The organism is Actinophytocola sp., from assembly GCF_035634895.1.
GTDB lineage: Bacteria > Actinomycetota > Actinomycetes > Mycobacteriales > Pseudonocardiaceae > Actinophytocola.
Window position 1 is genome coordinate 17,605 of the sequence record NZ_DASQCC010000206.1, and the last position, 14,601, is coordinate 32,205.

Here is a 14,601-nt window from a genome sequence, read left to right on the forward strand (position 1 = left end):
CGACCGTACGGAAACGAGGTATTCCCCGAGTAACTGCCGCGCAACGCCGAAAACCCCGAAGGACCCCTTTCGGACACTGGTTTCGTGCCGGAGGGGGCCCTTCGGGGCGTCGGGTCGGTGGATCAGCCGACGGTGACGGGCGGCTTCCGCTCGACCGGGGTCTCGACCGGCTCCGGCGGTGCGGCCTCGCTGAGCCCGATCTTGTCGTGCAGCCAGCGAAGCGGCGGCGGCGCCCACCACGCGGCCCGGCCGAGCAGCCGCATGCCGACCGGCACGAGCACGCCGCGGATCAGCGTCGCGTCGATCATGATGGCGAGACCGGCGCCGAGGCCGAACATCTGCAGGAAGCTCACCCCGCCCGTGCCGAAGGCGAAGAAGTTCACCGCGATCAGCACGGCGGCCGTGGACACGATCCGCCCGGTGTGCGACAGCCCGTCGACCACCGCGGCACGCTGGTCCAGACCGAGGTCGTGGCCCTCCTTGATCCGGCTGAGCACGAACACCTCGTAGTCCATGGACAGTCCGAACGCGATGCAGAACAGCAGCATCAGCATGCTCGTGTCCAGCGGCAGCGGCGTGAAACCGAGGAAGCCGGACAGCCAGCCCTCCTGGAAGATCAGCACCATCACGCCGATCGTCGCGGACAGGCCGAGCGCGTTGAACACGAGCGCGCGGATCGGCTGCAACACGCTGCCGGTGAACAGGAACAGCAGGATGAACGTGGACAGCGCGATCAGGCCGATGACGAGCGGGAGCCGGCTGCCGATCGCGTTCTTGCTGTCGACCAGCACCGCGGCCGAGCCACCGACCTGAGGCTCCACACCGGTCGGACCCGCGGTGTCGCGGATCGTCTGGACGAGGTCCTGCGCCTCCGCCGACCGCGGCTCGTTCTCGGTGATCACCTGGAACCGCTGGATGTTCGCCTTGCCGAGCGCGGCGTCGGGCGGTGTCGGGCCCGGGGTCGCGCCGTCGACGAAGGCACCCGCGCTGGACTCGACCCTCGCCACGTCCGGCAGTCGCGACAGCTCGCCGGCGTACCGGGCGACCTGCTCCGGCGACACCGAACCCGGCACGACGACCTGGATCGCCTTGCTGTTGTCGTCGGGGAAGTGCGCACGCAGCGTGTCGCCGACCGTCCTGGTCTGCGTCGAGGCCGGCAGGACGCGGTCGTCCGGCGTGCCGAACTGGGACTTCAGGATCGGCGACGCGCCGACGAGCAGGACCGCGATGACCGGGATCGCGCAGAGCACCGGGCGCTTCGTCACGGTCGAGGCGACCTTCCGCCAGAACGGGGACACCGCGCTCGGCGTCTTCTTCATCCACCGCAGCTTGCCGGCGTTGACCCGGTAGCCCAGCAGCTTCAGCAGCGCGGGCAGCACCACGACGGAGGTGATCATCGCGATGAGCACGACGCCGATGCCGGCGTAGGCGAAGGAACGCAGGAAGAACAGCGGGAACACGGTCAGCACGGCGAGCGCGACCGCGACGGTCAGTCCACTGAAGACGATCGTGCGACCGGCCGTCTGGACCGTGCGGACCACCGCGTCCGGGACCTCCCGGCCGGCGGCCAGCTCCTCACGGAACCGGCTGACCATCAGCAGCGCGTAGTCGACGGCGAGGCCGAGGCTCAGCGCGGTGGTCAGGTTGATCGAGTAGATGGACACGTCGGTGGCCGAGGCGATCCCGGACAACGCCGCGAAGGTGCCGAAGACCGTGACGGCGCCGATCAGCAGCGGGAGGGTCGCCGCGACGATGCTGCCGAACGCGAACACGAGCAGGATCAGGATGATCGGCACGGCGATGCCCTCCGCGAGGGCCAGGTCCTTGCCCACCTGCGCGCCGGCGTCGACGGACATCATCCTGGGGCCGCCGAACGTGAGCGTGAACGCCGAGGTGGACGCGTCGGCGTAGGAGTCGGTGAACTCCTCGGTCGCGTCCACGCTGTCGTCGGTCAGCTTGATCGCGATCAGCGCGTACCTGCCGTCGTCGGACCTGAGCGCCGGCGCCCTGGTGCCCCAGTAGGACACCGCGTCGGACACGGCCGGGTCGTCGGCGATCCGCCGCGCCAGCTCGCTCGCGGGTGTGCTGACGGCCGCGTCGTCGACCGACCCGGACGTGGCGGACACCATCGCCACGAGGTCGGTCTGACCGCCGAACTCGTCGTCGATGAACGTCTGGACCCTGGAGGACTCCGCGTTCGGGTCGGCGAAGCCGTCCGGCTTGAGCTTGCCGAACACGGTGAACCCCAGCGCCCCGGCCGCGATCAGCCCGAGCAGCGCCACGACGAGAATCGCGCGCGGCCTGGCGGCGGCGAAGCGCCCGATGGCTGTGAACATGGCAATGCCCCCGATAGGAGTGCTGCGATTACGAGTGCTTTCCACGCTCCCGCCGTTCTCGCCAGGAGTCAACGGACATTCACTCGTTCGAGTCGAAGAGATGAGGGGATTTCGGCGATGACATGAATTTCTCACATCGCGCGGATTAGCTGTTCACGTGTTCCGCGTGCCGGTGGCCGTGATGGCTCTGCGTGTACATGTCCAGCCGGAACAGCATCGCGACCGCCATGGCCGGGACCATGAGGACGTGCCCGACGACCATGACGGTCGTGTCGGAGATCCAGCCGGCCCAGTACAGCGGGTACATGGGCACGAAGGCCAGGTACATCGCGAGGCACATCTCCCAGGTGGCGCGCCAGTGGCAGCCGCGGATGCGCATCCAGACCGCCATGCCCACGCTCATGTTGGTCGCCATCACCAGGGTGCGCGGGATGATCTCCTCGTTGACGGCGTGCCAGCCGAGCGCGTCGAACAACGCGTGGGCCGGCCAGGCGAGGACGCCCATGCCGATGAACATGGCGGCCGTCATCTCCAGCAGGTGCAGCAGGAAGTTGCGGGTCGGTCCCTTCTCGAACAAACGCCTCACGGCATACCTCCTGTCTGTGGTTACACCTCGGCATCCAGTGTGGACCGCCGGACCCATTCGACGGTAATTCCCTGGTCGGCCGCGACACCGGTAATCACGTGGTAATCGCGCGGACGCGTTGAATGCTATTCGGGCTGTCCCCGGCTGTCGAACCGGGCGGGAAAGGGGACCATCGGACCATGTTTCCTGGAGAGGTGTGGGGCGCCACGGCGGAAGAACGCGCGGCACGGCTGCCCTGTGACGAGATCCATCCCGACGGGCTGGCCGCCGACCGCGCGGTGTCGGTCGACGCGCCGCCGTCGCTGGTGTGGGCGTGGCTGTGCCAGATCCGGCTCGCGCCCTACAGCTACGACCGGCTCGACAACTTCGGCAAGCCGAGCCCGCCGGTCCGGACCCCGGACCTGGTGAACCTGGAGGTGGGTCAGCGCTTCATGCGCCGGTTCACCCTGGTCGGCTTCGAACGCGACGACCACGTGACGATCCAGGCGGGCCGCGTCGTCATCACGTACGCGGTGCGCCCCGAGGGCGCGGGGACGAGGCTCGTCGCCAGGGCGATCTTCCATGGACCCGCCGTCATCGGCCGCCCGCTCGGCCTCGTCGACATGATCATGATGCGCCGGCAGCTGCTGAACCTGAAGACCCACGCGGAGGCCGAGCACGCCGCCGTGACGACCGGCTGACTCCCGCCGACCAGGCGCCCCATACGGCCGCACCATCCGGTGCGGCCGTTTCGCTCAGGGGCAACGAGCCACCGTGAACCGCCAGGTGCCGGAGCCGACCGAGTACTGCCCGGCCCTCGACAGCGGCACCGCGCCGGAGGTGGCCCGGACCGGATGCCCTCCGGCCAGCGGCACGGTGACGGTGGCCGTGGCGTTGACGGGCACCGTCACCGACAGGTCGAGCCCACACGGTCCGTTGGTCCACGCCGAACGCACGGTCCCGCGTACGGTGTCCAGCGACGCGGCGAACCGGGCCAGCCCGGCCGGCACCCGCGGCGCGACCGCGATCGACGCGTACCCGGGCGACGCCGGGGTGATGCCCCCGAGCTGCGTGTACAGCGACGCGTTGACCCCGGCGAACATCGCGTGGTCGTGGGTCTCCATGTTGGACTCGTAGGTCCACTGCTCCCACGGCGTCGTCGCGCCCCGGCTGATCTCGTAGCCGAAACCCGGGTAGGTCGTCTGGTCCAGGACGGTCATCGCCACGTCGAGGCGGTCGACCCTGGCCAGCGCGTCCACCAGGTAGCGGGTGCCGAAGATGCCGGTGTCCAGGTGTCCCCCGTCCTTGTTCAGGATCGTGTCGACGAGCTGGGCGCCGACCCCGGCCACCTTGTCCGCCGGCACCATCCCGAACGCCAGCGGCAGCACGCTGGTCACCTGGCGGCCGTCGCCGTAGGTCGTGCCGGCGAGGAAGCGGGTGTTGAACGCGTTCGCGATCGCGGCGGCCAGGTCGGTGAAGTGCGTCGCGTCGTCGGCGAGCCCGAGCGCGGCGGCGGCCCGCGCGACACTGGTCGCCTGCCGGTAGGACAGCGCGGTGTTCACCAGCGACCGCTCACTGAAACACGCGCCCGCGTTCGGGTTTCCCTGGCCGTCGCCCGCGTTCGGGCCGCGGTCGGGTGGGCACCAGTCGCCGAAGCCGCGGTCCGGCCAGACGAGGCCGGTCCGGGCGTTGGCGTCGACGAACGCCTTCATCGCGGGGTAGGACCTGGCCAGCGCCGGCAGGTCGCCGTACTGCTCGTACAGGGTCCACGCCAGCGTGACCGAGCCGCCGCCCATGTCGGGCTGCTGGGCGTTGCCCGCGTCGTTGGGCAGCGCCGTCCCGGGCGGCAGGTCGAGCAGGTACTTGCCGTAGAACCGGTCCATCCCGAAGTCCCGGACGGACGCCTCGTGGTAGGCCTGCACGTCCATGCCCGGCGGCGTGCGCTCGTCCCGGACGGGGTTGTCCGTCGGCAGGCTCATGGAGTTGTTCAGCACCGCCCAGCGGTTGTTCCGCCAGATGCGGTTCAGCAGCGGGTCCGAGGTCTCGATGGTCCCGATGGCGGCGACGTCCGCGTGGACCACCCGCCCGGCCACGCTGTCCAGCGTCGGGGTGCCGGGGTAACCGGTGACCTCGAGATAGCGGAAACCGTGGTAGGTGAAGCGGGGCTCGTAGGTCTCGGTTCCGGTGCCGGCGAGGGTGTAGGTGTCGGTGGACGCCGCGGCGCGGTTGGTGGTGGTGTCCAGCGTGCCGTCCGCGGCCAGCTCCTCCGCCGTCCGCATCCGGACGGTGGTGCCGGCCGGGCCGCCGACCCGCAGCCGCTCCCAGCCGGCGATGTTCTGCCCGAAGTCGTACACGTAGACGCCGGGCCGTGGCTGGGTGAGTGCCCGGGCGCGAAGGGTCTCCACCACGCGGATCGGCGGTGCGTCGTTGGCCGTCAGCACCGGGCTCGGGGCGGCCGCGGTACGCACCGGGTGCCAGGCCGAGTCGTCGAACCCCGGCTCGTCCCACCCGTGCCGTGCCAGCCGGGCGTCGTAGCTCTCGCCGGCGTAGAGGTCGTCGGCCGTGATGGGGCCGGTCGACCACCGCCACGACTCGTCGGTGCCGACCGTCTGCCGGGTGCCGTCGGTGAAGGTCACCGTGAGCAGGAGGATCGCCTGCTTGGGGCCGGTCCACCGGAACCCGAACGGGCTGAACCGCGGCCCGTAGCCGTTGCCGAGCCAGAGGCCGACGGCGTTGGCGCCCTGGCGCAGCTGCCCGGTGACGTCGTAGGTGTCGTAGAGGTTCCGCCGCTCGTACGGGGTGCTGGCCGGCGTCAGCACGTTCTCGCCCACCTTGCGGCCGTTGAGCCGTGGCTCCACGAAGCCGAGGCCGTAGACGTCGGCGCGGGCCGAGGCGACCGGCTTGTCGAGCACGAACTCGTGGCGCAGCAACGGCGCCGTGTCCTGGCTGACCAGTGTGGGGTCGCCGCCCGGCGCCAGCTGCCCGTCCGTGACGGGCTCTCCCGGGAACCGGGGATCCGGTGCCACGGAGAAGTCGTCGGCGAAGAGGACCTGCCCGTCGAGGCCACGCACCGCGAGGTTGTCGTAGCGCGCGTCCTCGCGGACGCCGTTGCTGACCGACGTCCGGAACCCGATCGTGCCGGCGGTCAGGGTGCCGTCCGTGCGTGTGTCGACCCGGGTCCCGTCGACCCAGGTGGTCAAGGTACTGCCCCGCGCCTCGATCCTGAGGTGGTGCGGGGCGGTCACGTTCGCCGGGGTGAGCACCGGGGCGAGGTCGACCTCGCCGAGGAGCGCGTATGAGCCGTGGTTCCTGACATGGGGCCGCAGCAGGACCTTCCCCGGTGTGGTCACCGAGTTGATCTGCCACAGGTAGAAGTCGTCGGTGTCCTTGGCGCGGAACACGACGCTCGCGGCGGCGGCGCGGACCACGAAGTCGGTGTCCAGCGTGAAGTCCTGCCAGGAGTAGGCGTCCGCGGCGGCCGGGGTGATCCACCGCGCGCCCGGCCAGTCCGTGCCGAGCAGCCCCGTCTCCCACCAGGCCGGCGCGCTCGGCGCGGACGGGCGGCCGTGCGCGTCCCAGACCCGCACGGTCCAGCGGTACCGGTGTGCCGGCAGCAGAGCCGGCCCGCCGTACGGGACCGCGACGGAGTACTCGCTGGTGACCTTGCCGCTGTCCCAGACCCGCTTCCCCGAGTCCACCACGATCCGGTACGCGGTCTGCCGGTCACCACGCACGCCGGACCGCAGCCGCCAGCCGAAGGTGGGCCGAGGGTCGTCGACGCCCAGCGGGCTGGCCCGGCCACCGGTACGGAGGTCGTGCACGGCGAGCCCGGTGGCCGCCGCCCCCGACGGCACGTTCACACACACGAGCGAGGCCAGGAACAGCACCAGCACCAGCGCGAGTCGCATGCCCTACAGATTACGAGGCCCGGCGCTCCTCGCGGCGTGTCCTGCGTTCGTCGCGGCGTTCGTCGCGCCGGGCCCTGCGGTCGTCGCGGGTCGACGGGGTGCGGCCGCCGGACAGTGCGCGGCGGACCAGCGCGTCGACGTCGAGGCTGTCCAGGTCCTCCGCGTGCTCGGCAGGCTGGGGTTCCGGTTCGGCGAGCGAGCCGGCCAGGCTCAGCAATGCCTCCAGCACGCCTGCCTCGCGGAACCGGCTCACCGGGATCGTCGCCAGCGTCCTGCGGAGGGCGTTCTCGTCGACCTCCGGCTCCTGGACGTCCGGGACCAGCGCGGACAGCACGTGGCTCGCCAGCGCCTCCGGGTTCGGGTAGTCGAACACCAGCGTGGCCGACAGCGACAGGCCGGTCGCCGCGTTGATCCGGTTGCGCAGCTCCACGGCGGTCAGCGAGTCGAAGCCCAGCTCCTTGAACGCCTGCCCCGGCACGATCGCGGCCGGCGAGGCGTGCGCCAGCACGGCCGCCACCTGACCCCGCACCAGGTCCAGCACCGCCGCCAGCCGGTCCGGCGCCGCCAGCCCGGCCAGCCGGTTGACCAGCGACGCCGCGTCCGCCCGGTTCGCGCGCCGGGCCGGGACGCGGACCAGGCCGCGCAGCAGCGGCAGGTCCGTGCCGGACTGGCGCAGGGCGACCGCGTCGATCCGGACCGGCACGGCCAGCGGGCCGTCGAGCCGGCTCGCCCGGTCGAACAGCGCCAGGCCCTCCTCGGTGGACAGCGCGCCGAAGCCGCTTCGGCCCAGCCGGGCCAGGTCGGTGTCGGACAGCTCGCCGGTCATGTCGCTCGCCTGTGCCCACAGGCCCCACGCCATCGACACCGCCGCGAGCCCGCGTGCCCGCCGCCGCTGGGCCAGCGCGTCGAGCACGGCGTTCGCGGCGGCGTAGTTGGCCTGGCCCGGACCGCCCAGCAGGCCGGCGACGGACGAGAACACCGCGAACAGCGGGACGTCACCGGCCAGCTCGTCCAGGTGGACCGCCGCGTCGACCTTGGGTCGCAGCACGTGGTCGATCCGCTCGGGGGTGAGCGACTCGACGGTGCCGTCGTCGAGCAGGCCGGCGGAGTGCACGACGCCGGTCAGCGGCCGTGGGAGCGCGGCCACCACGGCGGCCAGCGCCGCCCGGTCGGTCACGTCGCACGCCGTCACGGTCACGGACGCGCCCAGGGCGGTCAGCTCCTCGGCCAGCTCGGCCGCGCCGGGCGCGGCGGGACCGCGCCTGCTCAGCAGTGCCAGGTGCCGGACCCCGCGCCGGGTCACGAGATGGCGGGCCACCAGCGCGCCGAGGCCGCTGGTGCCGCCGGTGACCAGCACGGTGCCGTCCGGGTCGAGCGGCCGGCCCGTGCCCGTCCCGGCCCGCGCGAGCCTGGGCACGGAGAGGTTGCCGTCCCGGATGGCCAGCTGCGGTTCCCCGGTGGCGAGCGCGGCGCGGAACGCGTCCCGCGACTCGGGCCGGTCGTCGGTGTCGACGAGCACGAACCGGTCCGGGTGTTCGGACTGCGCGGTGCGTACCAGGCCCCACACGGCGGCCGCGGCCGCGTCGGTGACGTCCGGTCCCGCGGCACCCGTGGTGAGCAGCACGAGCCGCGCGTTCGCCGGCCGGTCCTCGGCCAGCCACTCCTGGACCAGCGCGAGTGCCCGGTGGGCGGCTTCCCGTGCCGCGCCGGGGATCTCGCCGGTGCCGGTGATGGGCTGGACGACCGCGTCCACGTCGGTGTCGCCGGTGGGATCGATGCCGACCCAGCCCAGCTCGTAGAGGTTCTGGTCGGCCGCCGACGGCGTCGCGGCGCCGAGCTGTTCGGGGGTGATCGGCCGGACGGACAGCGCGCCGACGGTGGCCACCGGCTCGCCGGCGGTGTCGGCGAGGTGGATGGTGAACGCGTCGCCGGCCTTGCTGATCCGCACCCGGAGGGCGGACGCACCGGTCGCGGTCAGCGTGATCTCGTTCCACGCGAACGGCAACGCGAGCTGGCGATCCGTGCCGGAACCGGCCAGCAGCGCGTGCAGCGCGGAGTCCAGCAGGGCGGGGTGCAGCCCGAAGCCGTCGGGCCGCTGAGCCTCGTCGAGCGCGACCTCGGCGTACACGTCGTCGCCGCGCCGCCACACCGCCTGGAGGCCCTGGAACGCAGGCCCGTACTCGAGTCCGATGCCGGCCAGCTCGTCGTAGACGTCCGCGATGGACACCACGGTCGCGCCGGGCGGCGGCCATTCGGCGAGGGCCTCCCCCGCCGGCTCCGCGCCGGCGACGAGCGTGCCGGTCGCGTGCGCGACCCAGGACCCACCGTCGGCGGGACGCGAGTGGATGGCCAGGTTCCGTTGTCCGGTCTCAGTTTCCGCGCCGACCGACACCTGGACCACGACCGCGCCGTCCGCCGGCAGCACCAGCGGCGCCTGCAGGGTCAGCTCCTCGACGCCGTCGCAGCCGGACCGGCTCGCGGCATGCAGTGCCATGTCGACCAGTGCCGCGCCGGGCAGGAGCACGGTGCCCATGACGGCGTGGTCGGACAACCACGGGTGGCTCTGCCGGGACAGCCGTCCGGTGAGCAGCAGGCCCGGTTCGCCGGCGACGTCGACCACGGCGCCGAGCAGCGGGTGCTCGGCCGACCCGAGCCCGGCGGCCGTGACGTCACCGGCGCCGGTGCCCGGCATCAGCCAGTAGTTCCGGTGCTGGAAGGCGTAGGTGGGCAGTGGCACCTGGACCGCGCCGGCGTAGAACGCGGCCCAGTCGACGGCGTCGGTGCGGACGGCGAGGGTGGCCAACGCGGTGGTCAGGGTCGTGACCTCGTCGCGGTCCTTGCGCAGGGTGGGCACGAAGGCCGCGTCGGGCGCGGAGCTCTGGCCGGCGGCGGTGAGCACCCCGTCCGGCCCCAGCTCCACGAACGTCGTCACGCCCTGGCCGGCGAGAGTGGTGACGGCGTCGGCGAATCGGACCGTGCCACGCACGTGGTCGGCCCAGTAGTCGGGACTCGTCAGCTCGGCCGCCGGCTGCCCGGTCAGCGTCGAGACGACCGGGATCGCCGGCTCGGCGTAGGAGACTCCCTCTGCCACGGACCGGAACTCCGCGAGCATCGGGTCCATCAGCGGCGAGTGGAACGCGTGCGACACGGTGAGCTGCTTGGTCTTGCGGCCCCGCTCGGCGAACACCACCGCGACCGCGTGCGCCGCGGCGGCCTCACCGGAGACCACGACCGAGTCCGGCCCGTTGATCGCCGCGATCCCCACCTGGTCGGTCAGGTGCGGGCGCACCTCGTCCTCGGTGGCCTGGATGGCGACCATCGCACCACCGGCCGGCAGTGCCTGCATGAGCCGGCCGCGTGCGGTGACCAGCCGGGCCGCGTCGGCCAGCGAGAACACCCCGGCGACGTGTGCCGCCGCCAGTTCGCCGATGGAGTGGCCGGCCAGCACGTCCGGCCTGATGCCCCAGGACTCCAGCAGCCGGAACAGGGCCACCTCGACGGCGAACAGTGCCGGTTGGGTGTTGCCGGTGTCGTCCAGCCCCTCGCCGGAGGTGATCACGTCCCGCAGCCCGGGGTCCAGGTGTGCGCAGACCTCGTCGAACGCGGACGCGAACACCGGGAACGCCTCGTACAGCGCGGAACCCATGCCGATCCGCTGCGCACCCTGCCCGGTGAACAGCACCGCGAGCTTGCCCCGGGTGACCGTCCCGGCCGCGACCTCCGCGCCGTCCACGAGCACCATGCGGTGGTCGAACCTGGCCCGCCTGGTCGCCAGCGTGTAGCCGACGTCCGCGGGGTCGAGACCGGCCACGGCGGACAGCAGGCGACGCGCCTGGTCCCTGGCCGCCTCCTCGGTCCGAGCCGACACCAGCCACGGCACCGCGCCGAAGGACCCCTTCGGAGCGGCGGGCGCCGGGGCCGGGGGCTCCTCGATGACCACGTGCGCGTTGGTGCCGCCGATGCCGAACGACGAGATGCCCGCCCGCCGCGGCTGCGCGCCGGCCTGCCACGGCACGGTCTCGGCCAGCAGCCGCACGCTGCCGGCGTCCCAGTCGACCTTCGACGACGGCGCGTCCACGTACAGGGTGGGCGGCAGCTGCCCGTGCCGGAGCGCGAGCACCATCTTGATCACGCCGGCCGCGCCGGCGGCCGCCTGGGTGTGCCCCAGGTTCGACTTGACCGAGCCGAGCCACAGTGGACGGTCACGGTCCCGGCCGTAGGTGGCGATCAACGCCTGCGCCTCGATCGGGTCGCCGAGCGGGGTGCCGGTCCCGTGTGCCTCCACGGCGTCCACATCGGACACCGTGAGCCCGGCCGCCGCCAGCGCGGCGCCGATGACTCGCTGCTGCGACGGGCCGTTCGGCGCGGTCAGCCCGTTCGACGCGCCGTCCTGGTTCACCGCCGACCCGCGGATGACCGCCAGGACCGGGTGGCCGTTGCGCCGCGCGTCGGACAGCCGCTCGACGGCCAGCACGCCGGAGCCCTCGCCCCAGACCGTGCCGTCCGCGCCCTCCGCGAAGGACTTGCAGGTCCCGTCGACGGCGAGGCCGCGCTGCCGGGAGAACTCCACGAACGTCTCCGGACCGGTCATGACCGTGACGCCACCGGCCAGCGCGAGGTCGCACTCGCCGCCCCGCAGCGCCTGGACCGCCATGTGCAGTGCCACCAGCGACGACGAGCACGCCGTGTCGATGGTGACCGACGGGCCCTCCAGCCCGAGCACGTACGACAACCGTCCACAGAGGACACTACCGGCGATGCCGGTGACCAGGAAGCCTTCCACTCCGGCCTGTCCCGCGTCGACGCCCCGGCCGTAGTCCTGGGCCATCATGCCGGCGAACACCCCGGTCCGGCTGCCCCGCAGTGAGAGCGGGTCGATCCCGGCCTGTTCGAGTGCCTCCCAGGCGGTCTCCAGCAAAAGCCGCTGCTGCGGGTCCATCGCGAGGGCCTCACGCGGGCTGATCCCGAAGAACTCGGCGTCGAACCGCCCGGCCTCGTGCAGGAACCCGCCGCGCCGGACGTACGAGGTGCCGGAGGAGTCCGGGTCCGGGTCGTACAGCCGCGCCAGGTCCCAGCCGCGGTCGGTCGGGAAGTCCGAGATGCCGGAGCGGCCGCCGATGACCAGGTCCCACAGCTCGTCGGGGGACGCGATCCCGCCGGGCAGCCGGCAGCCCATGCCCACGATCGCGATGGGCTCGTCCGGCTCGCCGGTCCGGGGGACCGGCACGACGGGGGTGGCCGCGACGGCGCCGGCCAGCTCGGCCAGCAGGTGGTCGACGACCTTCTCCGGGTTCGGGTAGTCGAACACCAGCGTGGCCGGCAACCGCAGCCCGGTCGCGGCGTTCAGCCGGTTGCGGAGCTCCACGGACGTCAGCGAGTCGAACCCGAGGTCCTTGAACGGCTGGGTCGAGGCGATCGACTCCGGCGACGCGTGGGCCACCACCCCGCCGACGTGCGTGCGCACCGCGTCCAGGAGGATCCGCCGCTGCTCGGCCTCGTCGAGCCCGGCGATCCGCTGCGCCAGCTCGCCGGCCGGGCCGCCGCCCCTGGCCCGGCGGGCGGGCGCGCGGACCAGCGACCGCAGGATCGGCGGCACGGTGTCGGCCGCCCTGGCCACCGCGGCCGGGTCGATCTCGATCAGCACCGACAGCGCACGCTCGGCGCCGGCCGCGGCGTCGAACAACGCGAGACCGTCCGTTGTGGACAGTGCGCCGAACCCGTCGCGGCTCAGGCGGGCACGGTCGGCGTCGCTCAGCTCGCCGGTCATGTCGCTGACGGAGTCCCAGAGGCCCCAGGCCATCGAGACGGCCTGCTGCCCGGCGGCGCGGCGGTCGTGGGCAAGCGCGTCGAGGGCGGCGTTGGCGGCGGCGTAGTTCGCCTGGCCGGGTGTGCCGAGCACGCCCGCGGCCGAGGAGAACAGGGCGAACAACGCGAGGTCGCCGGTCAGCTCGTGCAGGTTGCGGGCCGCGTCGAGCTTGGGCGCCAGGACGGTGTCGAGGCGTTCCGGGGTGAGCGCGGTGATGATTCCGTCGTCCAGGACACCGGCGGCATGCACGACACCGGTCAGCGGGTGCTCGTCCGGCACGGACCTCAGCACCTTGGCCAGGGACCTGCGGTTGGTGACGTCACAGGCGGCGACGCGTGCCTCGGCACCCAGCTCGGCGAGCTCCGCGACGAGCTTGCGTGCGCCGGCGGCCTTCGTGCCGCGCCGGCTGACCAGCAGCAGGTGGCGGACGCCGTGCGTGGCGACCAGGTGCCGGGCCAGCAGCGCGCCGAGCCCGCCGGTGCCGCCGGTGACCAGCACCGTGCCGTCGAGCACCAGCCGACCCGGGGTGTCCTGTACGCGCACCAGTCGCGGCACGTATGCCTGGCCGTCCCTGGTCGCGACCTGGGTTTCACCCGACGCGGCAACGGTTTCCGCGAGTGCCGGGTCGCCGTCGAGCAGCACGAACCGGTCGGGGTGCTCGGACTGGGCGGAGCGGACGAGACCCCAGACCGCGGCGGCGTCGAGGTTCGGGACACGCTCGTCCGCGGTGACGCCGACCGCGCCCGCGGTGACGAGCACGAGCCGGGCGTTCTCGGGCGGCTCCTCGGCGAGCCAGCCCTGCACGGCGGCCAGCGCATCGTGAGCCGTACCGACCGGCCGCGTGGTGACCGCGAGCCCGGCGACCACCGCGGACAGTTCGACGGGTGTCCAGTCGACGCCGTAGCGGGACTGGTTGCCGCCGGCGGCGGCCTTGATCTGCTCGGGAGTGACCGGCAGCAGGGACAGCGTGCCGACCGACGCGACCGGCCGGCCGGTGCCGTCGGCGGCGTCGAGACTGATCGCGCCGTCGCCGGCGGGGGCCATGCGGATGCGCAGGCTCGTCGCGCCGGCGGCGGACAGGGTGATGCCGCGCCAGCCGAACGGGAGGCGGGCCCGCTGTTCGGTGGTGCCGGCGAACAGCGCGTGCAGTGCCGCGTCCAGCAGGGCCGGGTGCAGGCCGAACCTGGCGGCGTCGGCGTGCTGCTCGTCGGCGAGGGCCACCTCGGCGAACACCTCGTCGCCGCGGTGCCACACCGCGTCGAGGCCCTGGAAGACCGGCCCGTACTCCAGCCCGAGCGCGGCGGCCTTGTCGTAGACGTCCGAGACGGACACCTCGGTGGCGTCGGCGGGCGGCCACGCCGAGAGGTCCACGGTGGACTCCGGTGCGCCGGTGCCGAGGGTGCCGGTGGCGTGCTGGGTCCAGTCCCCGCCGTCGCGGCGGGAGTGCACGGCGACGGGCCGGTGGCCGGTTCCGTCGTCCGGGCCGACCGTCACCTGGGTGACGATCTCCTCGCCCGCGGGCAGCACGAGTGGCGCCTGCAGGGTGAGCTCCTCGACGAGGTCGCAGCCGACCCGGTCGCCGGCCTGGATGGCCAGCTCGACGAGCGCGGTGCCGGGGACGAGCACGGTGCCCATGACCGCGTGGTCCGCGAGCCAGGGGTGGGTGCGGGTGCCGAGGCGGCCGGTGAGGACCAGACCGTCGCCGCCGGCGAGCGGCAGCGCGGCGCCGAGCAGCGGATGTCCGGCGGGGTCGAGACCGGCGGCCCGCACGGAGCCGGCGCCGGCGGTGGGCCGCAGCCAGTAGGACTCGCGCTGGAAGGCGTAGGTGGGCAGCTCGACCCGGCAACCACCAGCCAGGAGCACCGCCCAGTCGACCTCGACACCCCGCACCCACGCGGCACTCACCGCCGTCAGCAGGGTCCGGGCCTCGTCCCGATCCTTGCGCAGAGTCGCGACGAACCCCTCCGACTGGCCCATAGCGGTCAA

At 73.1% G+C, this 14,601-nt stretch carries 5 protein-coding genes; 1 reads left to right on the forward strand and 4 read right to left on the reverse strand.

Annotation, left to right across the window (positions count from 1 at the left end; all coding sequences use genetic code 11):
* Positions 1-122: 122 nt before the first annotated feature.
* Together VET29_RS31040 and VET29_RS31045 are read right to left on the reverse strand one after the other, a co-directional pair.
* A complete protein-coding gene (locus tag VET29_RS31040; protein ID WP_324927126.1) occupies positions 123-2,336 on the reverse strand; it encodes an MMPL family transporter in 2,214 nt (737 codons plus the stop codon).
* Positions 2,337-2,481: 145 nt separating this feature from the next.
* Positions 2,482-2,922: a hypothetical protein gene (locus tag VET29_RS31045; RefSeq protein ID WP_324927129.1), complete on the reverse strand. Its 441-nt coding sequence runs from the start codon at positions 2,920-2,922 to the stop codon at positions 2,482-2,484.
* A gap of 179 nt (positions 2,923-3,101) precedes the next feature.
* Between VET29_RS31045 and VET29_RS31050 the strand changes: the two genes are divergently transcribed.
* Positions 3,102-3,602 (forward strand): hypothetical protein, encoded by a 501-nt coding sequence (locus VET29_RS31050; protein ID WP_324927132.1) that lies wholly within the window; start codon positions 3,102-3,104, stop codon positions 3,600-3,602.
* Positions 3,603-3,656: 54 nt separating this feature from the next.
* Here VET29_RS31050 and VET29_RS31055 read toward each other — a convergent pair whose 3' ends face one another.
* Positions 3,657-6,809, reverse strand: a complete 3,153-nt coding sequence (locus VET29_RS31055) for a family 78 glycoside hydrolase catalytic domain (protein ID WP_324927135.1) — start codon at positions 6,807-6,809, stop codon at positions 3,657-3,659.
* Positions 6,810-6,819: 10 nt separating this feature from the next.
* Entirely contained in the window at positions 6,820-14,520 is a 7,701-nt protein-coding gene (locus tag VET29_RS31060) for a type I polyketide synthase (RefSeq protein WP_324927138.1), read from the reverse strand.
* Between the last annotated feature and the right edge of the window lie 81 nt (positions 14,521-14,601).

What these genes read in the sequence shown, in the direction of transcription:
- VET29_RS31040 (WP_324927126.1), bottom strand. Translation starts at nt 2,336, where the DNA reads ATGTTCACAGCCATCGGGCGCTTCGCCGCCGCCAGGCCGCGCGCGATT.
- VET29_RS31050 (WP_324927132.1), top strand. Translation starts at nt 3,102, where the DNA reads ATGTTTCCTGGAGAGGTGTGGGGCGCCACGGCGGAAGAACGCGCGGCA.
- VET29_RS31055 (WP_324927135.1), bottom strand. Translation starts at nt 6,809, where the DNA reads ATGCGACTCGCGCTGGTGCTGGTGCTGTTCCTGGCCTCGCTCGTGTGT.